This is a genomic window from Rhodococcus sp. NPDC057529, from assembly GCF_042802055.1.
In the GTDB taxonomy this organism is placed as follows: domain Bacteria; phylum Actinomycetota; class Actinomycetes; order Mycobacteriales; family Mycobacteriaceae; genus Rhodococcus_F.
Map to the genome: position 1 here is coordinate 176,509 of NZ_JBHVEY010000012.1, position 23,361 is coordinate 199,869.

A 23,361-nucleotide genomic window follows, 5' to 3' on the forward strand; every position below is an offset into this window, starting at 1 on the left:
TCGGACAAACACTCTCGTCACCGTTGCAACAACACACTTTTCGGAGGACCGCGGTAACTATGGTAAGGATCACACGCCCATGACTGCATCATCGAGTCCGTCTCGAGATGATCCGATGACCACGGACATGCACGAGCGACGCGGATGGGTCGTCTGGACCTCGCTGGCCGTAGTCGTCGGCAGCTCGATACTGATTCTGTGCGCGTTGGTGTCGCCCTGGCTGCCAAGGGTGGACGCGGCCGGTGGGGGGTGCCCGGCATGGACCGCGGTCGCGGCGAAGTTCGACGGTGGTACCTCCGCCGAGCGCTCGCAGAGCGGGCGGGAGGGCGGCGAGCAATGCGAGTCCCCGGAAGCGATGTCGGGGGACCGGAGCGGCGGGGCCCCGAGTACCCGGACTCGTACCTTCGCGGCACTGATCGGGGTGCATCTGCTGCTGGCGGGAGCAGCGGTGTTGATAGCCGAGCTGTACGTAAGGCCGCGGTTGCCCCGGGTCTTTACGCTGGAGTGATCAACGCCCGAATACGAGGGGAGGACACCATGCGCCGGTGCGATCGCACTGCCCGCCCGTCGGCCCGACACGAGTCGGGACGGGGATCAACTCTGCGATCGATGGTGGCGCCTCGGTGAGGGACAGGGGCCGGTTCAGAACGCATCTGCGAGCATTCGCGGTCTTCATCGCGGTCGCGTGCGTGTGCGGCGTTGTCATCGGTGTCGCACAGAATGATTCCCCCTTCGTCGTAGCGACCATGACTGCCCTGGTGGCCGTTCTCGGCGCCTACCTGGTCCGAGCAGCGACGCGCGACGACCCAGGCGACCGAGACCGCTGACCGCCGACGCCGGTCGGCCTGCCCGGCGGCGACCGCGTTATCGACCACCGGGGGGCTCGGGCCGGTGCGGGCATGGTCGAATAGGTCATGCTGTTCCGCCAGCTCGAGTACTTCGTCGCGCTCGCGCGCGAGCGTCACTTCGCCCGCGCCGCGAGCGCCTGCTACGTCTCCCAGCCCGCGCTGTCCGAGGCCATCCGCAAACTCGAACACGAATTGCAGGTTCCGCTGGTCCGCCGGGAACAGAAATTCGAAGGTCTCACCCCAGAGGGTGAGCGGCTCGTGCTGTGGGCGCGGCGCATTCTGGCCGATCGCGACGCACTCAAGCAGGAGGTCACGGCCCTGCAGACCGGCCTGACCGGTGTATTCCGGCTCGGCGTGATCCCGGCTGCTGCGAGCACCGTTGCCCTACTGACAGACCCGCTGTGCGCCGAGCACCCGTTGGTGCGGGTACAGCTCGAAGCGAGTCTACGATCGGCCGACATCGTCGAAAGGATCCGCCGATTCGAGCTGGACGCCGGGATCATCTACCCCGATCAACACGACACCGCCGACCTGGTGGTCACCCCGCTGTACGAGGAGCAGCAGGTCCTCATCGCCGGCCGTGAATTACTGAGCGGACACTCGGGCACCATCAGCTGGTCGGATGCACTCCAACTTCCGATGTGCCTGCTCAACGGCGGTATGCGCGGCCGTCAACTCATCGACGATGCGCTGGCCACCCAGAACCTCACGGTGACACCGCAGGTCGAGACCGACTCCATCGTCGCGCTGCTCGCGCACGTCGGGACCGGCCGGTGGGCGACCATCGTTCCGCAGACCTGGCTCCGCACCCTGCGCCCACCGGCCGGTGCACGGACGCTGCGCCTGGACGGCCCGTCCGTCACCGCTCGGATCGCGCTCGTGACCAGTGCCGTCGAGCCAGGCTCGGTGCTGACACGCGCGGTGCTGACGACTGCGCAGAACGCCCGCATCGGGGACCTGCTCGACGGCCAATCCCTGCCGGCCGACAGCTGACCTCGACCCACGCGCAAAGGCGGCCCCGGAAACCGAGGTTCCCGAGACCGCCTCCAGCCCCATTACATTGCACGACCCCATATTTCGGCTGTCGTTCTAACCCCGCACGGGATACTCCCGCCGGGAGACGACACGGTGATAGCACCACGCCAGGGCGACGAGCACGACCGACCCGGCGAGGATCGGAGCCAGCAGATACGACCACGAGGCACCGGCGGCGATGATCAGGATCGGGTCGGCACCGGCGGGTGGGTGCACCGTGTCGGTCAACATCATCACCACGATCGCGATACCGACACCCGTGCCCAGCGACAGTGGACCCGGGCCGAACGCGGCGAGGATGGCGACGCCGATCAGCGAGGACAGCAGGTGGCCCCCGATGACGTTGCGCGGACGCGCCAGCGGGCTCTGCGGGAGCGCGAAGAGGAGCACACAGGTTGCGCCGAACGGGGCAACGAGGAGCAGGGTGTGCAGGCTCGCCTCCGTCTGCGCCAACAAGAAGATCGCACCGAAGCCCCCCGCCCCCGCGACCAGCGGGATGCCGAGCCTCGCCCATCCTGCCTGTGCCCGCCCGACCGTCGCCACGGTCGTCGGCTGAACGTCTGTCATTCCAGTCTCCTTCGCGACCGCCGGAGGCGGTGCCCGGACGCATCACCCGGGCGCCCGGGCACCGCCTGCAGTCTCTACTGCGGGCTGATCAGCCCTGCTTGAACTTCGCCGCCTCTTCCGAGCCGCCGGTGGCGTTGCCCGCGCTGTAGGAGTGCGCGCCCACACCGGCCAGCGCCCCGCCGTCGACGATGAGGTACTCGTCGCGGATCGGCCGGCCCTCGAAGAAGCACTCGAGGATCTCGCGGGTGCCCGCGGCGTAGCGGGTTTGCGCCGACAACGACGTGCCGGAGATGTGCGGGGTCATGCCGTGGTGCGGCATGGTCCGCCACGGGTGATCCTGCGGGGCCGGCTGCGGGAACCAGACATCCCCGGCGTAGCCCGCGAGCTGGCCGTTCTCGAGTGCCCGGACGATGGCATCGCGGTCGCAGAGCTTGCCGCGCGCGGTGTTGACCAGGTACGTGCCGCGCTTGAACAGCTTCAGCGTGTCGTCGTTGACCATGTGCTCGGTCTCCGGGTGCAGCGGGCAGTTCAGCGTCACGACGTCGCAGTCCGGGTACATGTCCTCCGGAGTGGGATGCCAGGTCAGGCCCAGTTCCTTCTCCACCGACTCCGGCAGGCGGTGCCGGTCCGTGTAGTGCAGGTGCATACCGAACGGCTTGAGCCGGCGCAGCACCGCGAGCCCGATCCGGCCCGCGGCGACCGTGCCGACATGCATGCCCTCGACGTCGTAGGAGCGGGTCACGCAATCGGCGATGTTCCAGCCACCCTTGCGCACCCAGTCGTGGGACGGCAGGTAGTTGCGGACCAGGCCGAGGACCATCATGACCACGTGCTCGGCCACGCTGATCGAGTTGCAGTAGGTGACCTCGGCGACGGTGACACCGCGGTCCATCGCGGCCTGCAGATCGACGTGGTCCGAACCGATCCCGGCTGTCAGCGCCAGCTTCAGGTTCGGGGCCTTGGCGATACGCTCGGCGGTCAGGTAGGCCGGCCAGAACGGCTGGGAGATGACGACGTCCGCGTCGGCCAGCTCGCGCTCGAAGACCGAATCGGGGCCGTCCTTGTCGGAGGTCACCACCAGGGTGTGGCCGTTGGCTTCGAGGTACTTGCGCAGACCCAGCTCACCGGACACACTGCCGAGCAGGGTGCCGGGGACGAAGTCGATACCGGTCGGTGTCGGCAAGGTCTGCCCGTCGCCGTACTTTTCGACGATCGGCAGGTCGTCCCGCGCATACGTCTTCGGGTAGCCGTCGACCGGGTCGTCGTACAGGACGCAGAGTACTTTTGCCATTTCTTTTCCTTCTCCTCTAGGTTCCGCGGGCGGGTTCTCCGGCGGAGTGATGCCCACGGTCAGGATCTTCGAGCGACCAAGGCCCAGTAATTGATTCCCGCTTCCCGGGTCCAGCGGACCAGGATCTGCCACGAAGGGAAGATCTCCGAGTCATTGTCCGGGAAGCGATCTCGAACCTGTGGACTGAATTTTTGCATGGGCGCCTCGGTCGCGGCCAATTCTTTCTGTGGAAGACGTCATCGGCGGGGCCTATCAATTCGACAGCGAGCGTAAATGTTTCGGCGAAGCACGACGAAGCGCCCCAACCAGCGGAATCGCCGCCTCATGTCATTGGCGGGCCATGTCGACAACCCGGTCTCGGTGATGAAACGAGCGACATCTCCGTGGCCGTGTCGCTACTGCCGGCCAGGGAGCACGCCGCGGTGAGGTTCCGATTCCGGGGACACCGCTGGTTCCGGCCTGGCATGGACGTATCCGATCGGTACCCGCATCATCACGGCGGCGTGGATGAGTTCGTCGTCAACGACTCATCTCCGCGGGGCCAGCGGCTGCAGTCGGTCACGGGCCGCCGCCGCGGCACCTGATGACGGTTCGGTGTCCGCCCAAATACTGCGGAGGTCCGCCGCATCCATCACCAGGCCGAGGTGCAGCGACATGATGTCGAGAGCGGCGCGCTCGAGTTTCTGGTCGGTCCCACGGACCAAGTCGCGGGCCACAATGACCCGGTAGCCCAGGTTGGAGGCGTCGAAGGCGGTGTTGAGGACACAGCAATCAGCCATGATGCCGTCCAGCACGACTGTGGTGACACTCATCTGCCGAAGCAAGAAGTCCAGGTCGGTGGGGTAAAAGGCGGAGAGGCGTTTCTTGCCGGTGACGATCTCGTCAGTGGGCTCGACCTGGGTGGAGAGGGTGGTCCACCTGCTCCCGGAGAGTGCATGCTCGGCTACCCCGGGGATCTCGCCGACGTGTTCGGTGAAGGTCAGGCGCCATGCGCTCGGGCTCTGTCCCCGCAGGTCGTCGGCACCTGATGGCCGAAGTTCCGAGCGCACGTGGATGACCGGAATCCCGGCCGCGCGTGCGGCGCGATGAAACTCGTCGACGCTGTCGATGATGTCCCGGCCGCGCGGCGCCGGGCATGGACAGTCCGGATCCTCGGAGAGGTGTCCGTCGTGCATGTCGATGGACACGATCGCGGTGCGACCGGCGAAGTAGCGTGCGAACTTGCCGTCGGTATCGAGCGGTCGAGGCTCGCCGTAGACGAAATGAACGAGGTCGTTGCTTGTGCTCATCTGGCGTTCTTTCCTAGTCCTTCGATGGTAGTCGTCGGTCAGCTGGCTGCGACCGTCTCGATGAGCACGGGATGATCAGCCCGCTTCTTTCCCACGAGTCCGACGACGCCGGTGAGCAACGAGATCGCGGCGACAGCAGTCCATCCGACCCCGAACCCGAACTCCGGCACCACGTACCCGAATACGACCGGGACGACGAATCCGCCCACCGCGGCGAGTGTCAGCATCACACCGACAGCGGTTCCGACCTGCTCCGGATCGACCTTCGACACGGCCGCCGGCACGCACACCCAGGCCGGGAAGCTGAAGCAGAAGAGGAAACCGACCGCGAAGGAGACTCCCCACAACACCCAGTCGGGTGCGACGGGGATCGCGGCGAGCAGGCCGCCCATTGCCAACAGCGGAACGACGATCACCACCCGGTAGTTCCGAATCAGGTCCGAAATCTTGCCTCCGATAAGGGCTCCCGGAATTCCGGCGAAAGCAAACACTGCACCCAGCATTCCGCCTTCACCGGCCGTGAACCCGCGCTGTTCGACCGCATACGTCCCCAGCAGCTGCGACGCGGTGAAATAGGCACCGTAGACACCGACCATGGCGATTCCATAGATCCACAACTGCTTGTCGACCAACGCCTGGACGAGCCCGGCTCGGCTGATCTTTCCGCCGGCCAACCCGCCCACCCCCGGAGGGGTCCTGAACCACGATGCCACCGCCGCCGCCAGCACAATATTGAGGACACCGCAGATGATGAGCATTCCTCGCCATCCGGCGGCCTCGGTCAGGTAGATGCACGCGTACAGGCCCAGGATCACACCGGTACTGAACGCAGCACCGCTGGTGACGCCCAGAGCGAGATTGATCTCCCGATCGCGGAACCACACGCTCACGGCCCCGACGCCCACGGCAATGACGATCGAAGCGCCGACACCGGCGATCACTCGGTACAGGGCAAGGTCGATGAAGCCGATCGCAAAACCGGACAGTATTGCGCCCACGCCCTGTAGCAGCATGCCGGCGACGAGTGTCCGCTTCATCCCGTAGCGGGCGGCCAGGATCCCGCCCGGCACGTGGGCGACGCCGTAGCCGAGGACGAACAGCGCGATCAGCATCGCGAGCTGCGCGAACGTCACGCCGAGGTCGTCACTGATGGGCGTGAACGCCGAAGCGATGTTGAACCAGTTCAGCGTCAGACTCACGTACCCGAGCGCAAGCAAGGCGAGCATTCGCCACCTGGCCTGGTAGACGTCGCTACCGTCAATTGTCGTCAATGGGGTTCCTTCCGTCGGGCCTTATTGCCTTCGCGGCAACCGCTGGTGAGGTTGGGGGAGCGCACTTCGATACGAAGCACTCGCGTAGTGGCACTTCATCAATCGCGGCGACTCGAGGGTCAGCGCCTGTGACTCACGTCGTCCGTAGGGTCAGCCGATCCAGCACGTCGTCGGGCTGAGTCATGACTAGGTTCTCCTCGGTTGAGCATTGCCGCTCCGGTCACGCCGCGATGCAAGAAGTTAAGTACGACTATATGCATCCTGTGGGTTTGGTCACAAGACTTCAGTCAAATATAAGTTCTTTCGAAAACTTGTTCGTTTTGCGAATGAAAATTCCGGGAATGCTGCCGTAGGCTCGCCGACGGTGCTCCCTCGCCGACTGCGCGACGAGCGAGGCGCGGCGGTCGGGAGCCAACCGGTTCGCGGTGTGGAATACGACTCCCGGCAGCACGGTGACAGTTACGGCCGTGGGCGACTCACGAACGCCCCTGCGTCCGCCGAACCCGCCTCGCAGCACTCCAAACGACGCCCGTCGTAGCCGCTGACCTTGAACGGCAGAAAGTGACGCGGCTGCTCGACCTCGAATGGGACGGTGTCTGATCGATCACGCCGGTGGGCCGGCGATAGTACTTGGCGATCTCGTCGACAAGCACCGTGATCACCTGCGCACCCTACGGCGACGACTCCGGTGCCTTCATCATCGTCGACGCCGACACCGCCGACACCGCCGACACCGCCGCCACGGTCCGGCAAGTCCTCACCGAAAACCCGTTCGTCGTCCACGGACTCGTACCCGCTCAGCGCATCGTGCAACGGACCCGGTTCTCGGAGCCCTGCGGATAAGGGTGCCAGCCAGGAGGAATCGGCGCAGTCATTGTCAATAGATATCAAAGTGGATCCACCGGTGGGGAATGATCGAACCATGACCGGAGAACCCGTGACGTACGTGATCGACGGTGCACGCATTCGCACGCTCGACGACGTCTTCACGTTGGCGGGAGAAGCGGTGCGCGGCGAAGGCGGCTATTTCGGGCGCAACCTGGATGCCTTCGCCGACTGTCTCACGGGCGGATACGGCACACCCGAGGACGGCCGTTTCTACTTCGTGTGGGAGAACAGCAGTGAATCCCGCGAGGCACTCGGTTACACGGAGACTGCGCGGCAACTCGAGCGACGGCTCGCGCAGTGCCACCCGACGAACCGGGACAGGGTGCGCGCCGATCTCGAACGCGCTCTGCGGAAGGACGGTCCCACGGCGTTCGACTGGGTCGTCGACATCTTCGAGTTCCGGGACGTGCGACTCGACCTTCGGTAGGCGGTGGCGCTCACTGGGCGAGGTAGAGAACCACCCGGAAGTACCGGGAATCCCGACGGAAGGTCGGTGTGGCGACACCGTAGCGCTCGGAGAATTCGTGGTGTTCGATGAACCTGAGGTCGCCGGTGGTGCCGGGTACCGAACACTGCAGATTCGGCAAGCGCCACGTGCCCGTGTCGGGCACGCACCACATCTGCACGGTGCCGGGTAACAATTTCCAGCCGTCGTCGGTGCTCAGTGCGAGGTTCGCGACGACCTCGATCGACGCGACCACTCCGCGCACGGACACGACGTGCGCGGTCGATGACCCCGGGTACCTGTCGAGGTAGAACGCTCCGCTGCCGGAGCCGTCCGGTCGCTCTTCGGCTAGTGATCGGATCTCGGCGGGAAGATGCTGCTCGTCGAGCCACGAGAGTGTGGTGGTCACGGTGTCACCGGGGTGCCAGAGACGGTGCGCGGGGACGGGTTCGTCGTCGACGAAGACCGTCAGTGTCTGCTGCGAGCCGGGTTCGGGTGTGCGTCGTTGTCGGTCGGAGCAACTGGGGCGGTGTCGGCCACCTCGGTCAGTCTGCGCGTTTCTTCCGCTTCGGGATCAGGTGCATGATCAGGACGACGATCGCGCCGACGACGAGCCCGACGAGCGCGGACACGACGGTCCCGCCAGTCCAGGACAGAACGCCGCCGACGCCGCCATCGACGAGATCGCCGAACCAGTGTTCGAGATCGTGGAGGCGATCGGCCGGCCAGTGGAATCCGGCCTCGCCGATGTTGACGAGCAGGATGTGGCCGCCGACCCAGAGCATCGCGGCGATCCCGACCACGGTGAGCACGGCCATCACCTTCGGCATCGCCGCGACGAGTCCTCGACCGATCCGCTGACTGAACGAGGACTTACGTTGGGCGAGCGCCAGGCCTACGTCGTCCATCTTCACGATCAGGGCGACCACTCCGTACACCAGGACGGTGATGAGGATCGCGACGACGACGAGCACCAGCAGCCGGGTGAGGAACGGTTCGTCCTCGACCGAGGACAGTGAGATCACCATGATCTCGGCGGACAGGATCAGGTCGGTGCGGATTGCGCCGCTGACCATGGTCTTCTCGAATTCGGGTCCACTCTGCCCTTCGGTTGCGCCCGCGGCCTCGTGATGGTTGCCGGTGAGTGCTTCGTAGACCTTCTCGGCTCCTTCGAAGCACAGGAACAGACCACCGGCGATCAGCAGGTACGGCAGCGCCTGGGGCAGGAACTCGCTCAGGATCATCGCCACCGGCAGGATGATCAGGAGTTTGTTGCGGATCGACCCGACTGCGATTTTGCGGATGATGGGCAGTTCGCGATTGGGAGAGAACCCGTGCACGTAGCGGGGGGTGACGGCGGTGTCGTCGACGACCACTCCCGCTGCCTTGACGCTGGCCTTGCCGGCCGCGGCTCCGATGTCGTCGATGGATGCCGCGGCCGCTTTCGCGAGTGCCGCGACGTCGTCCAACAGGGCGACGAGTCCACCAGCCACGAAAAACCTCCCACAGTTCGGATGTGTGCCGATCTCATGACCCGCGGTCGCGGGTCGAGACGAACGGTACCGAATCGGTGGCCCTGCACAACCGGTAGTGCCGTGGGGTTACCTTGCGTAGACGATACGCCGCTGCCGCAGTGAATGCGGCAGCGGCGTCGTGTCACCTCGATCGGGGGTCAGTACGGCAGCGAGGAGCAGCTGGGGTGGTCGACGATGGCCTGGCCCTCGCACATAGCGCCCTGTGCGTCGTCGTCGAAACGGTCGCGCCGATCGCGGTCGCGGTTGTCACGGTCGGACTGCGAGGTGACGGCGACGTCACCGCCCGTCGAGGCGGGCATGGCGTGCGCGATTCCGGCCGCGCCGGTGACGGAGAATGCGACTGCGGCGAACATCAGGCCGGCGCGAATGGCGGTGTGGCGAAACATGCGGAGTCCTTGCTGGTGTGGGGGCGAGTGTTCCTTGGCCACACCAACACTGCCCCCGGAAGGACCCGGTCGACAGCCACCCAAGGGTGCGCATTACCCACCCCCTGTGCGGAAGCGCATCTGCCGGTCGACGTCAGCGCATGACGAACGGGTTGCCGGACGGGGCACCGGTGTTGATCCAGACGAGCACCGCGCGGGCACCGTTCCGCGGCACGCGCCGCGGTGTCGTCTAAAGCGACTGTAAGGAAAGGTGCTCATCCCTTCCCTCGCGCTGTGGTGGCGGCCACATTGGTTCCAGTGGCTACGCACGATCACAGCAGTCGAGGAAGGAACATCATGCGACACACGACTTCGAACCCAGCGTCGTCGACCGGCGAGAGGCGGGTTGTTGCGAACGTGGTTCGCGGCTGCATCGGCAATCTCGTCGAGTGGTACGACTGGTTCGTCTATGCAGCGTTCAGTGTGTTCTTCGCGGCGTCCTTCTTTCCGAAGAGCAGCACGACCGCCCAGCTGCTCTCCACGGCACTGGTTTTCGCCGTCGGATTCCTCATGCGCCCGATCGGTGGCTACATCCTGGGTCGGTACGCGGACCGCTACGGGCGCAAGAACGCGCTGACGTTGTCGGTGCTGATGATGGCCGCAGGCTCGCTGATCATCGCTGCGACACCGAGTTTCGAGGCGATCGGGATGCTCGCCCCGGCACTGCTGGTGACGGCGCGACTGGTCCAAGGCCTGTCCGTGGGAGGCGAATTCGCCTCCAGCGCCACGTACTTGTCCGAGGTCGCGACGCCCGGCCGACGCGGCTTCTACTCGAGCTTCCAGTATGTGTCGATCATCCTCGGTCAGCTCGCCGCGCTCGGCGTCCAGATCATCCTGCTGCAGATCCTCACCCTCGACCAGATGCAGGCGTGGGGCTGGCGTATTCCGTTCGTGATCGGCGCAATCGCCGCCGTGACCGTGATGCTCTTCCGCCGCGGAATGGACGAGTCGGACCAGTACAAGGACGAGGCCGCGCGGATCGCGGCCGAGAAGGCGTCCGGCACGACGCCGTCGGCCAAGCGTGGCACGCTCCGTCTGCTGCTGCAGTACCCGAAGCAACTCGCCATGGTCTTCGGCCTCGCGATCGGCGGCACGGTCGCGTTTTACACGTACACCACGTACCTGCAGAAGTACATGATCAACACCTCGGGCATCGCCCCGGAAACGGTGGCGTGGATCAACTTCGCCGCACTGTTCGTCTACATGCTGATGCAGCCCGTGGCCGGCCTCATCTCCGACCGCATCGGCCGCCGCAAGGTCATGCTGTTCTTCGGTATCGGCTCGACCGCGCTGACCGTGCCGATCCTCACCGTCCTCGGCAACACCACCAACGCGTTCGTCGCGTTCGGGCTGATGATGACCGGACTGGTCATCGTCACCGCCTACAGCGCGCTGAGCGCGATCGTCAAGGCGGAACTGTTCCCGACGAAGGTGCGTGCACTCGGTGTCGGCCTGCCGCACGCGATCACCGCAGCCCTGTTCAGCGGTACCGCCGAACCGCTCGCACTGGCCCTGAAGCAGGCCGGACACGAATCGGTCTTCTTCTACTACGTCGTCGGCTGCTCCGCGCTGACCCTCGTCGCGGCACTGTTCATGCCCAAGGGCAAGGGCGGCACCACCCTCGATCCCGCGACGGACGGCCCCGCTCGCGACGGGCGCGAGGACGACCGTGACGGCCGCGAACTCGAGCGTGTCTGATCCCGCCGCCCCCGGCATTGTTCCCCCGGCCCACCGTGGCCGGGGGACAATGCCGGTTATGCGCATCGCGGTGGTCGAGGACGACGACGGCGTCGGCAACGCACTCGTCGCGGGGCTGACCCGGCAGGCGCACCAGCCTGTGCGGATGAGGTTCGGGTCGGAGCTGCTGCTGCACCACGGCGAGGTGGACTTCGTCCTGCTCGATCTCGGGTTACCGGACCGCGACGGACTCGAGGTGCTGCGTCAGCTGCGCCAGGTCAGCGGCGTCCCCGTCATCATCCTCACCGCCCGCGACGACGAGCGGTCGGTGGTGCGCGGGCTGCGCGGCGGCGCCGACGACTACCTGGTCAAGCCGGCCCGGATGTCGGAGCTCTTCGCGCGCATCGAGGTGGTGCGCCGACGAAGCCTGGCCGTCGAAGGCGGCGTGCCGCGGGAAGTGGTCACCGGGGATGTGCGCGTCGACCTCGATTCCCGCACCGTCACCGTGGCGGGCACCGACGTGGACCTGACGTCGAAGGAGTTCTCCCTGCTGGAGATTCTGCTCGAGAACCCGGGTGCCGCGGTCAGCCGTCAGCAATTGATGGATCGGGTCTGGGGTGACGCGTTCGTCGCGGTCTCACGCTCGCTCGACGTCCACATCGGCACACTGCGGGCCAAGCTGGACCGGCCCGGGCTGATCAGCACCATCCGTGGTTTCGGCTACCGCTGGGTGTGCTGACCGGAGGTCGAAACGATATGCGCCGACGGCTACTGCTCATCCTCGCGATCCTCGGATCCTGCGCGGTCGCGAGTTTCGCGATCCCCCTCGCGATTGCGACCGCCGACTCACGGACACAGGAGTTCACCCTCGGTCGCGAGGGCGACATCCAACGGTTCGCCGTCCTCGCCGAGGAATACGTCCGGACCGGCGACCCCGCCAGAATCGAAGGCGAGGTGGACGCGTACGACGACGTGTACGGCGAGGGCGTTCTCGTGGTCTCCACCCGCGGTGTGCCCACCCTGGGTGTGGGCCTCGACGGCAGCGAACCCGGCATCGACGCCGCGATACGCAGCGGACTGCGCAACGAGCGGGTCTCCACCGTCGACCGGCTGTACCCGTGGAGCGACGACGACGCCCTCTTCGTCAAACCGGTGGGGTCGGGCGCTCAGGTGAACGGCACCATCGTGCTGCGCGCCTCGACCGCCGAGGCCCGCACCGACATCCTCCGGCAGTGGGCCGTCATCGCGGCCGGCGCAGTACTCGCGCTGGTCGCGTTCGGTGTTCTCGCAATCGGTTTGAGCCGGTGGGTGCTCGGACCGCTCGCGAACCTCTCCACCGGAATCGTGCAACTCATCCGCCGCATGCCCGACGCGAGGACGCCGCCGGCGTCCGAGCCTCCGCCGTCCGTCTTGCCCGTCACCGCCGCGGGTGGACCTCCCGAGGTGCGCCGGCTTGCGCATTCGTTCGACGTGATGTCCTCGGCGGTGTTGCGGGCCGCGGACGCGCAGCAGCGTCTGATCGCCGACACCGCGCACCAGCTGCGGAATCCGCTCGCGGCGTTGCAGTTTCGTCTCGACCTCCTCGACGACGGGATACCGGACGACGCGCGCGAGGACTATCACCTCGTCACCGAGGAGGCCAAACGTTTGCAGACGATCCTCGACAGCCTGCTCTCCCTCGCCTCCGCCGAAACGCCGCGCTTCGGAGCCGAGACGGCCTGCGACGCCCTGTCGGTGGTCGCCGACCGGGTCGACTTCTGGTCGGTGACGGCCCGGGAACGCGGTGCGCGCCTGACGACCGTCGCGGCACCCGGCGTCGACCGTGTTCCGGTCGCGATTGCCGAGAACGATCTGTCCCAGGTGCTCGACGTGCTGATCGACAACGCCTCCCGATACGCGGGCCCCCACCCCACCATCGAGATCGGCGTCGGCGTGGAGCGCTCACAGGACCACACGCAGGTGTGCGTGTGGGTGGCCGACGACGGCCCGGGCGTCCCGGCGGAACTGCGCGCCAAACTCACCGATCGCTTCTTCCGGGCCAGCGACCAGGCCGGAACGGGACTCGGCCTGTCCATCGTCGAGGTGGTCGCCGCCGCGTACGGTGGCCGACTCGCCATCGACGAGGCCCCCGCGGGTGGTCTACGCGTACGCTTGTGGCTCGAACCGCACGTGGAGACACCCGAAAATGATTAACCGGCGACAGTTCCTCGGCGGTGTGGCCGCGGCGGTCGCACTGTCCGGGTGTGCCCGGACCCAGCCGTCGGGGACGTACGAAATCGCGTCCGGTGAGCGCGACGGATTCCAGTCCGAATTCGCGGAGTTGCTCGCGGACACCGCGGCCACCGGGAGTGGGGATCTGCGCTTGTCGGTGCGGTACACCACCGGTTCGCTGGAGAATCTGTCGCTGCTGGCGTCGGGGGAGGCTCTGATCGGGCTCACATTGGCCGATTCGGCCGTGCTGTCGGACACCCCGATGCTGGCCATCGGCCGGGTGTACGAAAACTATCTCCAGTGCGCGGTGCCCGCGCGCTCACCGATCCGGTCGATGAAAGATCTTCGCGGGCAGACGATCAGCCTCGGCTCCCCGGGCTCGGGGACCGCGCAGACCGGGCGGCGGGTGCTCGAGGCGAGCGGGCTGACCGTCGACGATGTGACCGTGCGCCCGGTCTCGCTCACCACCGTCCTCGATTCTCTCGCCGACGGCACCGTCGCGGCCGCGCTGTGGGCCGGGGGCGTGCCGACTCCGGCGGCGGTGCCGCGGCCCGGGCACGGTCCGGACGGGGGGATTCGGCTACTCGACCTGTCCGCTGAGTACGTGGAGATGCGCAGGGTCTACGGGCCGATGTACGAACCGGTTTCGGTGCCGGCCCGGACGTACGGTGACACTGCCGAGACCGCGACGGTGGGCGTACCCAGCCTGCTCGTCGCCTCGCCGCAGCTGCCGGACGCCGTTGCCGGTGCGCTCGTGGATCTTCTCGTCGACCGGGCGCAGGACCTGATTCCTCCCGACACCGTCGGAGCCCAGTTCCTCGACGTCCGGTCGCTGATCCAGACGGCGGGGGTCCCGCGTCACCCGGGAGCGGTCGCGGCATACCGGCGCCACCACGGCTGACGGCCGTCATGTACGGCCATAACGTCCGGCGGTCGCGGATCGTCACCGCCGCCAACCTCAACTGCATGTAAAACCTCGGGTCCACCCGGTTGACTACTGCCCGTGTCCGGCTGCAAAATGGCCGTACATTTCGAGGAAGGCTGGCTTCATGGCATCGCAGACCGCCCTACCGCTCGCAGGGATCACCGTCGTGAGCATCGAACAAGCCGTCGCCGCGCCCTTCGCGACCCGGCAACTGGCCGACCTCGGTGCCCGGGTGATCAAGGTGGAACGTCCCGACACCGGCGACTTCGCACGGCGGTACGACGAGACCGTGCACGGCGAATCGAGCTATTTCGTCTGGCTCAACCGCTCCAAGGAGTCCCTGACGCTGGACCTGAAATCCGACGAGGGCCGCGACATCCTCGAAAAGCTGTTGTCCACAGCGGACGTCTTCGTGCAGAATCTGGCCCCCGGCGCCGCGGCCCGGATGAACCTCGACGCGCAGTCGCTCCAGCAGCGGTACCCCACGCTGATTCCGTGCGACGTGTCCGGCTACGGCAACACCGGCCCCTGGTCCGAGCGCAAGGCCTACGACATGCTCGTCCAGGGCGAATCCGGACTGATGTCGCTGACCGGCCCCGACGAGTGCCCGTCCAAGGCCGGAGTGTCGATCGCCGACATCGCAGCCGGGATGTACGCGTACAGCGGGATCCTGTCCGCGCTGTACACGCGCGCCACCACCGGCACGGCCCGCGCCGTCGAGGTCGCCTTGTTCGAGGCGCTCGGCGAATGGATGGGCTCGCCCGCCTACTACACCGAATACGGGGGCCGGCAGCCGAGCCGCGTCGGAGCGGAACACGCGACGATCGCCCCGTACGGTCCGTTCCCCACCGCCGACGGCACGGTCCTGCTGTCGATCCAGAACGACCGCGAATGGTCCGCGTTCTGCGCGGAGGTGCTCGGCGACGCGTCGATCGCCACCGACCCGCGCTTCTGCCGCAACTCCTCGCGGGTGGAGCACCGCGAGGAGTGCAACGCGATGATCTCCGAGCGGACGCGTCTGCTCAGCACCGACGACGCCCTCGCGCTGCTCGACAAGGTGTCGATCGCCAACGGGCGGCTGGGCACCGTATCGGACTTCCTGTCGCACCCGTCCCTGGCCGGCCGGGATCGTTGGCGGGAGGTGCAGACCCCGGGCGGCCCGGCGCGGGCGCTGCTGCCGCCTGCGAACCTCAGCGGTGTGGAGCCGCGATTCGATCCGGTCCCGGCCCTGGGCGCGCATACCGATGCCATCCTGGGGGAACTCGGCTACACCGATGCCGCGATCTCCGAACTCCGCACGGCAGACACGGTCTGAGGCCCGCAGTGCCCCACGCCGCAGTGCCCCATGCCGTGGCGTCCGACGGAACGCCGATCGCATACCAGGAGTCCGGCACCGGACCGTCGCTGCTGCTGCTCGCCGGTCAAGGCAACAACCATCACTGGTGGGATCGCGTTCGCACGGACTTCGACAAGAAATTCCACACCGTCACGATCGACTACCGCGGAACCGGATCCAGCGGAAAACCCGAGACCGACTACAGCACAGAACTGTTCGCCGAGGACGCGATGCGCGTGCTGGACGCGCTCGGCATCGAGACGGCGCACGTCTACGGCACCTCGATGGGAGGCCGGGTGGCGCAATGGGTCGCGGCGCGTCATCCCCGGCGTGTTCGCGCCCTGATCCTCGGCTGCACCTCCCCGGGCGGAACCCATGCGGTGGAGCGAAGCCGCGAAGTGCGCGCGAACCTGGCGCACCCCGATCCCGAACGGTCGCGCAGCGCGCTGCTGGAGTTGATGTACACCCGGGAGTGGCTCGATCGAAACCCCGGACCCTACAACACCCTCGGGGATGCCGACATGCCCGCGCACGCCCGGCTCGCACACCTGCGGGCAAGCAACGGGCACGACGCGTGGGACGCGCTGCCGTCGATCAGCGCGCCGACCCTCGTCCTGCACGGGACCGACGACCTGCTCTCCCCGGTCGACAACGCGCCACTACTCGCCGAACGGATCCCGGACGCGCGCGTGCAATTGCTCCCCGGCGCACGGCACGCCTACTTCGAGGAAGAACGCGAAGTCGCGAGCACCACGGCGATCAACTTCCTCGCCGGGCATTGACAATCTTCCTCGTGATCGGCCTCGCTGTCATATGTCGCGTGCTGATAGTGCGGGACGGCGATGAGACCGGGGAGGTGGGTGGGTCAAGAAGTTGACCGCACTCGTCGCGGTGGCCGACGCCGGGAGCGTGAACCTGAACTCGACGTCCTCGCTCAACGTGCGGGCCGCAGCTCCGCCCGAAGGCGGTCTGGACGTCGGTGGCGGAGGCGCGTCGTAGCACCGAGGATGCGGGTGGCGTTGTGGGCGATGTCCATCGCCACCTCGGACGCGTACAGCTTGGCCTTGCCGGCTTCCCTGTCGCAGCGAAGCTCTACGCCGACCTGCAGGATCGTGGTGACGGCGATCCGGTGTCACGGCGTCACGATGGCGAAATCCGGGTCCGGTGCATCCAGATAGCCGGCCAGTTCCGTCAGTGCGCCCATGATGTCCGGGGCGGCGGTCACGGTCGGTGTTCCGACCGGACCGTTGCGCAGTTCGTGCCCACCGAAATGATCGATGTGGCAGTGCGAGAAGATCACCACGGTCACCGGCCGCTCCCGGCGGTGCTCGCGATACAGTCCCAGCCCGCGGCGGCCGTTTCGGCGGAGATCAGCGGGACGATCACGATCACCTGCATTTCGCGGACCACACCACCCCATCAGAGCGAACGCCTGTCGACTGATCGGCGAAACCTATTGCTGCCATCGCAAATGGAACCTTCCACTGTGGCCATCCGCGAAGGACGATCGAGGGCGCGGATTCCATGACGGACCCGCGGCAGCCCGGCAGCGAGGAGACAAGACAGCATGGAGATCCGACCGACGCGACATGCGACCGAGGAATGCGGCCCGCTCTCGGGTGTCAAGGTGATCGACTTCGGTCAGTACATCGCGGCACCGGCTGCGACCGCCGTCCTCGCCGAACTGGGTGCCGAGGTCGTCAAGGTCGAGCCGCTGTACGGCGACCAGGCCCGCCGGATCGGGGCGTTCGGTGACGCGATGATCCGGGCATACAACCGAGGCAAGCGATCGCTCGCCGTCGACCTGCGCGACGAGCGCGGCAGGAAGCTGGCTCTGCAGTTGGTCGCCGACGCAGATGTGGTGGTGCAGAACATGCGTCCCGGTGCGATGGAGCGGCTGGGTCTGGGTCCGGCAGCTGTGCGGGAATTGAATCCGCGAGCGATCTATGCGTCGGTTACCGGCTTCGGAATGCACGGTCCGTCACGCAACCGTCCGGGACTCGACATCGCGGCACAGGCGGAAAGCGGGATCATGTCCGTGACCGGTGAAGCGGGCGGCGACCCCCTCCGGGTGGGACTGCCCGTCGTAGATGCCTCGACGGCAAGTTCGCTCGCTCAGGCCATTCTGGCCGCGTTGTTTCGTCGTGAACGCACCGGCGAAGGCGCCGAGATCGAAATCTCGTTGCTGGAGGTCGCGATTCACCTCCAGGCAGCCAACTGGGAAGAATTCTTCGACACCGGTCGCGAACCGACCCGGATGGGCAATGGTCAGCCGACGGTGGCGCCGGCGGCCGATGTGATCCGCACGACGGACGGGCACATTGTGATGTCCGCGTACACGGATGAACACTGGGGCACACTTTGCCGACTCATCGACCGCACCGATCTGCTCACCGATCCACGATTCGCCTCGAATCCGCTTCGGGTCCGACATCGCTCGATGCTGCTGCAGATTCTCTCTGACGCTCTGTCCGCCATGAGCACCGAGCGTTGTGTGAAGTGGCTGTCGGACAACGGCATCGTCGTGGGTGCGGTCCGCCGGTACGCGCAGGTCCTCGAATCCGGCGACGTGCACGCGAGTGGAATCTTCCGCACGGACACACATGAGAACGGCGGGAAATACGTGGGCCTGCCGTACCGCATTGGCGGAGTGCCGCGTTCGTCCACGGATCCGGCGCCGGAACTGGGTGAGCATTCTGGTGCCGTGCTGAGGGACGTCGGTGTGGATATTGCCGAGATCGACGCGTTGATAGAGGCCGGGATTGTCGCGCAGCCGGATGCAGTCCGAGACTTCGCAGTCTGACCCGTCCCTTGGGCGGGCGCCGCGTTCGGCGGTGCGGACACCCATAGCACCATCCGATCGCTCTGTTCGTATTCGCGTCTTTGTGCGTTACGACGCAGGCTGATTGATTTGAGTGTGAATTGAACCGAGGCGCGAAGGAGCCACAAATGCGGGATGCAGTCATCGTCGATGCGGTACGAACTCCGGTCGGCAGACGCAACGGATCCTTGGCAGAGATACATCCGGCGGACTTGTCCGCCCACGTGTTGAAGGCACTGGCGGAGCGGACCGGAATCGATCCGGCAGTCGTCGACGACGTCGTATGGGGCTGTGTCGGTCAGGTCGGGGATCAGGCGAACAACATCGGTCGGAGCGGCGTGCTCGCCGCAGGTTGGCCGACGTCGGTGCCGGCGACGACCGTGGATCGGCAGTGCGGTTCGAGTCAGCAGGCGTTGCACTTCGCGGCCGCAGGGGTCATTGCAGGTCAGTACGACGTGGCGGTTGCCGGCGGAGTGGAGTCGATGTCGCGTGTGCCGATGGGATCGAGTCGCCAATCGGGGCATCCTTTCGGACACACGGTTCTGGACCGCTTCGGGGTCGAGACGTTCAACCAGGGTGTCGGGGCGGAGATGATTGCCGAGAAGTGGGCGTTCACCCGTCGACAGCTCGACGACTTCGCGGTCAGTTCGCACGAGAAGGCCGCCGCCGCGATCGATTCCGGTGCATTGACTGCCCAGGTCGCATCGCTGCCCGGTGTCCTGGACCTGGACGAGGGAATTCGGCGCGGGACCACCGTCGACAAGCTGGCCGGACTGAAGACCTCGTTCAAGGAGGACGGCGTCATTCACGCCGGCAACGCCTCACAGATTTCCGACGGTTCCGGTGCGCTGCTGGTGACCACCAGTGAGAAGGCGCGTCAGCTCGGGCTGAAGCCGATCGCCCGGATCCACACCGCCGTGATGGCCGGCGACGACCCGGTGATCATGCTGACCGGACCCATCCCGGCGACCGCGAAGGCACTCGAGCGCTCCGGGCTGTCGATCGCCGACATCGGCGCATTCGAAGTCAACGAGGCGTTCGCGTCGGTGCCGCTGGCATGGCTCGCGGAGACGGGGGCCGACCCGGCCCTGGTGAACCCACTGGGCGGTGCGATCGCGGTCGGCCATCCCCTCGGTGGTTCCGGTGCCGTTCTGATGACACGACTGGTGCATCACATGCGGGACAACGGGATTCGATACGGACTGCAGACGATGTGTGAGGGCGGCGGCATGGCCAACGCCACCATCCTCGAACTGCTCTGACCACTACCGAACAGAAGGAATTATGACATGAAGCGCACTGTGTACAACGAGGACCACGAGACCTTCCGCAAGGTCGTGCGGGAGTTCCTGGCCCGCGACGTCGCACCCCACTACGAGGAATGGGCCGAGACCGGCGTGGTGGACAAGACGGTGTTCCACAAGGCCGGCGAGATCGGCATCACCGGCCTGCAGATCCCCGAGGAGTACGGTGGGGCGGGCATCACGAGCTTCAAGTTCAGCGCGGTCGTCGCCGAGGAGTTGGTGCGCTCCAACGCAAGCCTGGGCGGCCTGATGCTGCACACCAACGTCCTGCTCCCGTACTTCCTCGAGTACGCGACCGAGGAGCAGCGTCAGCGGTGGTTCCCGGGCATGGCGACGGGACACATCGTCGGGTCGATCGCGATGACTGAGCCTGGTACCGGATCCGACTTGGCGGGTATGGCGACCACCGCGGTGCGCGACGGCGATCACTACGTCCTCAACGGCGCCAAGACCTTCATCACCGGCGGCATCAACTGTGACCTCGTCGTGGTGGTCGCACGCACCAGCAAGGGGGAGAACCGGCGGGACGGGCTGTCGCTGTTGGTTGTCGAGGACGGTATGCCGGGCTTCGAGCGCGGTCGCAACCTGAAGAAGCTGGGTCTGAAGGCGCAGGACACCGCCGAGTTGTCGTTCACCGACGTCCGGGTGCCGGTGGAGAACCTGCTGGGCGAGGAGGGCAAGGCCTTCGGGTACCTGGGGTTCAACCTCCCGCAGGAGCGCCTCGCCACCGCGGTCAACGCGCAGGCCAGCGCGGAGGCCGCATTGGACATGACCGTCGAGTACGTCAAGGAACGCAAGGCGTTCGGCACCACCATCAGCAGCTTCCAGAACACCAAGTTCGAGCTCGCCTCGTGCGCGATCGAGATCGAGGCGGGCCGCACGATGGTGGACCGCGCACTCGAGGAACTCGACGAGGGCACGCTCACCGCCGCGGACGCGGCGAAGGTCAAGGTGTACAGCACCGAGTTGCAGGCCCGAGTGATCGACCGCTGCCTGCAGTTGCACGGCGGCTACGGGTTCATGATGGAGTACCCGATCGCCCGGATGTACGCGGATGCCCGTGTCACACGCATCTTTGCGGGGACGACCGAGGTGTGTAAGTCGATCGTCAGCAAGTCGCTGGGTCTGTAGGAGAACCGATGTTGAAGACACGATTCACCGAGCTGTTCGGGGTCACGCACCCCGTCGTCCAGGGTGGAATGCAGTGGGTGGGGCGGGCCGACCTCGTGGCCGCGGTGGCGAACTCGGGTGCGCTCGGATTCATCACCGCGTTGACCCAACCGAGCCCGGACGCGCTGGCGGTGGAGATCGCGCGTTGCCGTGAAATGACGGACAAGCCGTTCGGCGTCAACCTCACCACCCTGCCGTCAATCAGCCCGCCGCCGTACGCCGAGTATCGCGATGCGATCATCGAGTCGGGGGTGAAGATCGTCGAGACGGCCGGAAACAACCCGGAGCCGCACATGCCGGCCTTCCGTGCGGCGGGTGTAAAGGTGGTGCACAAGTGCACCAGCGTCCGGCACGCGTTGAAAGCGGAGGCGCTGGGCGTCGACGCGCTGAGCATCGACGGATTCGAATGCGCAGGACACCCCGGCGAGGACGACGTTCCGGGACTCATCCTGATCCCCGCGGCGGCACGGGCACTGAAGATTCCCTTCATCGCGTCCGGCGGATTCGCGGACGGGCGTGGGCTGGCGGCAGCGTTGGCACTGGGCGCCGAGGGGGTCAACATGGGCACCCGGTTCATGTGCACGGCCGAATCGCCGATCCACGAGACGGTCAAACAGCAGATCGTCGACTCGTCCGAACTCGATACCGAGCTGATCTTCCGGCAACTGCGCAATACCTCGCGCGTCGCCAGCAATTCGGTCAGCCGTGAGGTGGTCAGCGTACTCTCCGCGGGGGGAGTGTTCGACGATGTTCGTGACCTGGTCGCCGGTGCGCGTGGCCGGACGGTGTACGAACTCGGCGATCCGGAGGCCGGTGTCTGGGCAGCGGGTATGTCGCAGGGCCTGATTCACGACATCCCCACCGTTGCCGAGCTGGTCACGCGCATCGTCGCGGAGGCCGAGGACCTGATCCAGGGCCGCCTTGCCGGTCTGTGCGCGGGGAGTGACGCCGTCCTCGCCGGCTCCTGACCGACGCAGAACACGTGAAGACGACACCGGGAGGAGCCAGTGCGGCTCCTCCCGGTGTCGTCTGTGATCACTGTGGTCGGGCGATCGGTTCGGGCTGTGTCCGTTAGCGAGCGAGGGCCTCCTGTGCGGCAAGTTCGTTGCGGGCCAGAACTTCCAGGTGCACTTCTTCGGGGCCGTCGGCAATGTGCAGGCCCCGCGCCAGTGCCCACCATCGTGCGAGTGGGCTGTCTGCCGACACACCCATCGCGCCGTGCACGCCGACGGCGCGGTCGAGCACCGTGACCGCGGTCCGCATGGCGAGTACCTTGGCCGCCGAGATCTGGCTCTGGGCGACGCGGGAACCGAGCGAGTCGACGAGCGCCGCGGCGTGAAGGACGAACAACCGGGTCTGATCGAGCGCGATCCGAGATTCGGCGACCTGCGCGGCGAGTTGCCCCTTCTGGCTGAGGGTCCCACCGAAAGCCACGCGCTCTTCGGCCCTGCGGCAGGTCAGTTCCAACGCCCGCTCGGCGAGGCCGACCATGCGCATGCAGTGCTGCAGCCGTGCGGCGGCGAGGCGCACCTGCCCGACGGCGAAGCCGTGGCCCTCCTCGCCGAGTCTGTTCGCGACGGGGACGCGGACGCTGTCGAAACTGATCTCGGCGGAATCGTCGTCGTACCCGAAGACCGACATCGCACGGTGAATGGTGACGCCGGGAGCATCGGCCGGGACCGCGACAACGCTGTGTCTACGGTGAGCGGACGCTGTGGGGTCGCTCATCCCGACCACGAAAAGTACGCTGCACCGGGGGTTTGCAGCACCGCTGATGTACCACTTGTGGCCATCGACGACGTACTCGTCACCGTCTCGGCGAACGGTGGTGGCGATGTTGGACGCGTCGCTACTCGCCACCGCCGGCTCGGTCATGGCGAACGCGGAACCGGACCTGGCGTCGAGCAGCGGATCGAGAAATCGGGTGCGCTGATCCGCTGTGGCGACGGCGTCGAGCATCACCATGTTCACGGAGTCGGGTGCGCCACCGTTGATGGACTTGGGTGCAAGGTCGGGGCTCCGCCCGGTGATCTCGGCGATGTAGGCGTAGTCGAGGTAGCCGAGGCCGGACAACCCGGGAACGCACAGGTTCCACAGCCCGCGCCGCTTGGCCTCCTCGCGCAGCGAATCCAGCACCGCCGGTTCGTGTCCCGCGGGAAGCCCGGCTGCGCGCTGCTTCGTCACCTCGGCCTCGGCCGGGTACACGCATTCGTCCATGAACGACGTCAGTGCGCCGAGTAGCTCCTGGGCACGTGGCGACGGAGTGAGATTCACAGATCTCACGGTGTCATCGGAACTTGTCATACTTTCACCTCTCACCTTC

General features: G+C 66.5%; 23 protein-coding genes and 1 pseudogene. 15 read left to right on the forward strand and 9 right to left on the reverse strand.

The features are described from left to right. Positions 1-79 precede the first annotated feature (79 nt). Entirely contained in the window at positions 80-508 is a 429-nt protein-coding gene (locus ACFU5V_RS24290; RefSeq protein WP_378702579.1) for a hypothetical protein, read from the forward strand. 406 nt (positions 509-914) lie between these two features. Continuing rightward, positions 915-1,841, forward strand: coding sequence for a LysR family transcriptional regulator (locus ACFU5V_RS24295; protein ID WP_378702581.1), 927 nt, complete (start codon positions 915-917; stop codon positions 1,839-1,841). 96 nt (positions 1,842-1,937) lie between these two features. On the opposite strand, the gene ACFU5V_RS24300 is transcribed toward ACFU5V_RS24295, so the two are convergent. The 4 genes from ACFU5V_RS24300 to ACFU5V_RS24315 all read right to left on the reverse strand — a co-directional run bounded on the left by ACFU5V_RS24300 (position 1,938) and on the right by ACFU5V_RS24315 (position 6,301). Beyond that, entirely contained in the window at positions 1,938-2,450 is a 513-nt protein-coding gene (locus ACFU5V_RS24300; protein ID WP_378702583.1) for an HPP family protein, read from the reverse strand. 88 nt (positions 2,451-2,538) lie between these two features. After that, positions 2,539-3,741 carry an NAD-dependent formate dehydrogenase gene (locus ACFU5V_RS24305; protein ID WP_378702585.1) on the reverse strand — a complete coding sequence of 401 codons (1,203 nt, stop codon included), beginning with the start codon at positions 3,739-3,741 and terminating at the stop codon, positions 2,539-2,541. 527 nt (positions 3,742-4,268) lie between these two features. Beyond that, a complete protein-coding gene (locus ACFU5V_RS24310) occupies positions 4,269-5,030 on the reverse strand; it encodes a cysteine hydrolase family protein (RefSeq protein ID WP_378702587.1) in 762 nt (253 codons plus the stop codon). A 38-nt stretch (positions 5,031-5,068) separates the two neighbouring features. Continuing rightward, positions 5,069-6,301, reverse strand: coding sequence for a nitrate/nitrite transporter (locus tag ACFU5V_RS24315; protein WP_378702589.1), 1,233 nt, complete (start codon positions 6,299-6,301; stop codon positions 5,069-5,071). A 654-nt stretch (positions 6,302-6,955) separates the two neighbouring features. Between ACFU5V_RS24315 and ACFU5V_RS24320 the strand changes: the two genes are divergently transcribed. Both ACFU5V_RS24320 and ACFU5V_RS24325 read left to right on the forward strand, forming a co-directional pair. Beyond that, positions 6,956-7,144, forward strand: a complete 189-nt coding sequence (locus ACFU5V_RS24320; protein WP_378702591.1) for a hypothetical protein — start codon at positions 6,956-6,958, stop codon at positions 7,142-7,144. 79 nt (positions 7,145-7,223) lie between these two features. Continuing rightward, positions 7,224-7,616: a barstar family protein gene (locus tag ACFU5V_RS24325; RefSeq protein WP_378702593.1), complete on the forward strand. Its 393-nt coding sequence runs from the start codon at positions 7,224-7,226 to the stop codon at positions 7,614-7,616. Between the two features lie 10 nt (positions 7,617-7,626). Here ACFU5V_RS24325 and ACFU5V_RS24330 read toward each other — a convergent pair whose 3' ends face one another. The 3 genes from ACFU5V_RS24330 to ACFU5V_RS24340 all read right to left on the reverse strand — a co-directional run bounded on the left by ACFU5V_RS24330 (position 7,627) and on the right by ACFU5V_RS24340 (position 9,555). Continuing rightward, on the reverse strand, positions 7,627-8,043 hold the full coding sequence (locus ACFU5V_RS24330) for a hypothetical protein (protein WP_378702595.1): 417 nt from the start codon (positions 8,041-8,043) through the stop codon (positions 7,627-7,629). A 136-nt stretch (positions 8,044-8,179) separates the two neighbouring features. Beyond that, a complete protein-coding gene (locus ACFU5V_RS24335) occupies positions 8,180-9,127 on the reverse strand; it encodes a DUF808 domain-containing protein (RefSeq protein ID WP_378702597.1) in 948 nt (315 codons plus the stop codon). Positions 9,128-9,306: 179 nt separating this feature from the next. Next, positions 9,307-9,555, reverse strand: coding sequence for a hypothetical protein (locus tag ACFU5V_RS24340; protein ID WP_378435617.1), 249 nt, complete (start codon positions 9,553-9,555; stop codon positions 9,307-9,309). 336 nt (positions 9,556-9,891) lie between these two features. On the opposite strand from ACFU5V_RS24340, the gene ACFU5V_RS24345 reads away from it, so the two are divergent. The 7 genes from ACFU5V_RS24345 (at position 9,892) to ACFU5V_RS24375 (ending at position 16,742) form a co-directional block, all read left to right on the forward strand. After that, positions 9,892-11,292, forward strand: coding sequence for an MFS transporter (locus ACFU5V_RS24345; RefSeq protein ID WP_378702599.1), 1,401 nt, complete (start codon positions 9,892-9,894; stop codon positions 11,290-11,292). A gap of 58 nt (positions 11,293-11,350) precedes the next feature. Further along, positions 11,351-12,010, forward strand: coding sequence for a response regulator transcription factor (locus tag ACFU5V_RS24350; protein WP_378702601.1), 660 nt, complete (start codon positions 11,351-11,353; stop codon positions 12,008-12,010). A 17-nt stretch (positions 12,011-12,027) separates the two neighbouring features. After that, positions 12,028-13,464, forward strand: a complete 1,437-nt coding sequence (locus ACFU5V_RS24355) for a sensor histidine kinase (protein WP_378702603.1) — start codon at positions 12,028-12,030, stop codon at positions 13,462-13,464. Beyond that, on the forward strand, positions 13,457-14,383 hold the full coding sequence (locus ACFU5V_RS24360) for a TAXI family TRAP transporter solute-binding subunit (RefSeq protein ID WP_378702605.1): 927 nt from the start codon (positions 13,457-13,459) through the stop codon (positions 14,381-14,383). The genes ACFU5V_RS24355 and ACFU5V_RS24360 overlap by 8 nt, the downstream gene beginning before the upstream one ends. Before the next feature lie 148 nt (positions 14,384-14,531). Then, the gene (locus tag ACFU5V_RS24365) at positions 14,532-15,722 is read left to right on the forward strand and encodes a CaiB/BaiF CoA transferase family protein (RefSeq protein ID WP_378702607.1); all 1,191 of its coding nucleotides are present in this window, start codon (positions 14,532-14,534) and stop codon (positions 15,720-15,722) included. A 23-nt stretch (positions 15,723-15,745) separates the two neighbouring features. Beyond that, on the forward strand, positions 15,746-16,525 hold the full coding sequence (locus ACFU5V_RS24370; RefSeq protein WP_378702708.1) for an alpha/beta fold hydrolase: 780 nt from the start codon (positions 15,746-15,748) through the stop codon (positions 16,523-16,525). 91 nt (positions 16,526-16,616) lie between these two features. Beyond that, positions 16,617-16,742 carry a hypothetical protein gene (locus tag ACFU5V_RS24375; protein ID WP_378702609.1) on the forward strand — a complete coding sequence of 42 codons (126 nt, stop codon included), beginning with the start codon at positions 16,617-16,619 and terminating at the stop codon, positions 16,740-16,742. A gap of 262 nt (positions 16,743-17,004) precedes the next feature. On the opposite strand, the pseudogene ACFU5V_RS24380 reads toward ACFU5V_RS24375, so the two are convergent. Then, positions 17,005-17,135, reverse strand: a pseudogene (locus ACFU5V_RS24380) (MBL fold metallo-hydrolase); the annotation flags it as partial. Between the two features lie 175 nt (positions 17,136-17,310). Here ACFU5V_RS24380 and ACFU5V_RS24385 point away from each other — a divergent pair. From ACFU5V_RS24385 to ACFU5V_RS24400, 4 genes are all read left to right on the forward strand, one after another. Beyond that, the gene (locus ACFU5V_RS24385) at positions 17,311-18,546 is read left to right on the forward strand and encodes a CaiB/BaiF CoA transferase family protein (protein WP_378702611.1); all 1,236 of its coding nucleotides are present in this window, start codon (positions 17,311-17,313) and stop codon (positions 18,544-18,546) included. Positions 18,547-18,692: 146 nt separating this feature from the next. Then, positions 18,693-19,826 carry a thiolase family protein gene (locus ACFU5V_RS24390; protein ID WP_378702613.1) on the forward strand — a complete coding sequence of 378 codons (1,134 nt, stop codon included), beginning with the start codon at positions 18,693-18,695 and terminating at the stop codon, positions 19,824-19,826. A 27-nt stretch (positions 19,827-19,853) separates the two neighbouring features. After that, entirely contained in the window at positions 19,854-20,999 is a 1,146-nt protein-coding gene (locus ACFU5V_RS24395) for an acyl-CoA dehydrogenase family protein (protein ID WP_378702615.1), read from the forward strand. Positions 21,000-21,007: 8 nt separating this feature from the next. Continuing rightward, positions 21,008-22,006, forward strand: a complete 999-nt coding sequence (locus tag ACFU5V_RS24400; protein ID WP_378702617.1) for an NAD(P)H-dependent flavin oxidoreductase — start codon at positions 21,008-21,010, stop codon at positions 22,004-22,006. A gap of 103 nt (positions 22,007-22,109) precedes the next feature. Here ACFU5V_RS24400 and ACFU5V_RS24405 read toward each other — a convergent pair whose 3' ends face one another. Beyond that, positions 22,110-23,321 carry an acyl-CoA dehydrogenase family protein gene (locus ACFU5V_RS24405; protein WP_378702619.1) on the reverse strand — a complete coding sequence of 404 codons (1,212 nt, stop codon included), beginning with the start codon at positions 23,319-23,321 and terminating at the stop codon, positions 22,110-22,112. Between the last annotated feature and the right edge of the window lie 40 nt (positions 23,322-23,361).

Excerpts from the sequence above, each read along its gene's own strand:
- ACFU5V_RS24290 (WP_378702579.1), top strand. The coding sequence starts at position 80 with ATGACTGCATCATCGAGTCCGTCTCGAGATGATCCGATGACCACGGAC.
- ACFU5V_RS24295 (WP_378702581.1), top strand. The coding sequence starts at position 915 with ATGCTGTTCCGCCAGCTCGAGTACTTCGTCGCGCTCGCGCGCGAGCGT.
- ACFU5V_RS24300 (WP_378702583.1), bottom strand. The coding sequence starts at position 2,450 with ATGACAGACGTTCAGCCGACGACCGTGGCGACGGTCGGGCGGGCACAG.
- ACFU5V_RS24305 (WP_378702585.1), bottom strand. The coding sequence starts at position 3,741 with ATGGCAAAAGTACTCTGCGTCCTGTACGACGACCCGGTCGACGGCTAC.
- ACFU5V_RS24310 (WP_378702587.1), bottom strand. The coding sequence starts at position 5,030 with ATGAGCACAAGCAACGACCTCGTTCATTTCGTCTACGGCGAGCCTCGA.
- ACFU5V_RS24325 (WP_378702593.1), top strand. The coding sequence starts at position 7,224 with ATGACCGGAGAACCCGTGACGTACGTGATCGACGGTGCACGCATTCGC.
- ACFU5V_RS24340 (WP_378435617.1), bottom strand. The coding sequence starts at position 9,555 with ATGTTTCGCCACACCGCCATTCGCGCCGGCCTGATGTTCGCCGCAGTC.
- ACFU5V_RS24345 (WP_378702599.1), top strand. The coding sequence starts at position 9,892 with ATGCGACACACGACTTCGAACCCAGCGTCGTCGACCGGCGAGAGGCGG.
- ACFU5V_RS24350 (WP_378702601.1), top strand. The coding sequence starts at position 11,351 with ATGCGCATCGCGGTGGTCGAGGACGACGACGGCGTCGGCAACGCACTC.
- ACFU5V_RS24355 (WP_378702603.1), top strand. The coding sequence starts at position 12,028 with ATGCGCCGACGGCTACTGCTCATCCTCGCGATCCTCGGATCCTGCGCG.
- ACFU5V_RS24360 (WP_378702605.1), top strand. The coding sequence starts at position 13,457 with ATGATTAACCGGCGACAGTTCCTCGGCGGTGTGGCCGCGGCGGTCGCA.
- ACFU5V_RS24365 (WP_378702607.1), top strand. The coding sequence starts at position 14,532 with ATGGCATCGCAGACCGCCCTACCGCTCGCAGGGATCACCGTCGTGAGC.
- ACFU5V_RS24385 (WP_378702611.1), top strand. The coding sequence starts at position 17,311 with ATGGAGATCCGACCGACGCGACATGCGACCGAGGAATGCGGCCCGCTC.
- ACFU5V_RS24390 (WP_378702613.1), top strand. The coding sequence starts at position 18,693 with ATGCGGGATGCAGTCATCGTCGATGCGGTACGAACTCCGGTCGGCAGA.
- ACFU5V_RS24395 (WP_378702615.1), top strand. The coding sequence starts at position 19,854 with ATGAAGCGCACTGTGTACAACGAGGACCACGAGACCTTCCGCAAGGTC.
- ACFU5V_RS24400 (WP_378702617.1), top strand. The coding sequence starts at position 21,008 with ATGTTGAAGACACGATTCACCGAGCTGTTCGGGGTCACGCACCCCGTC.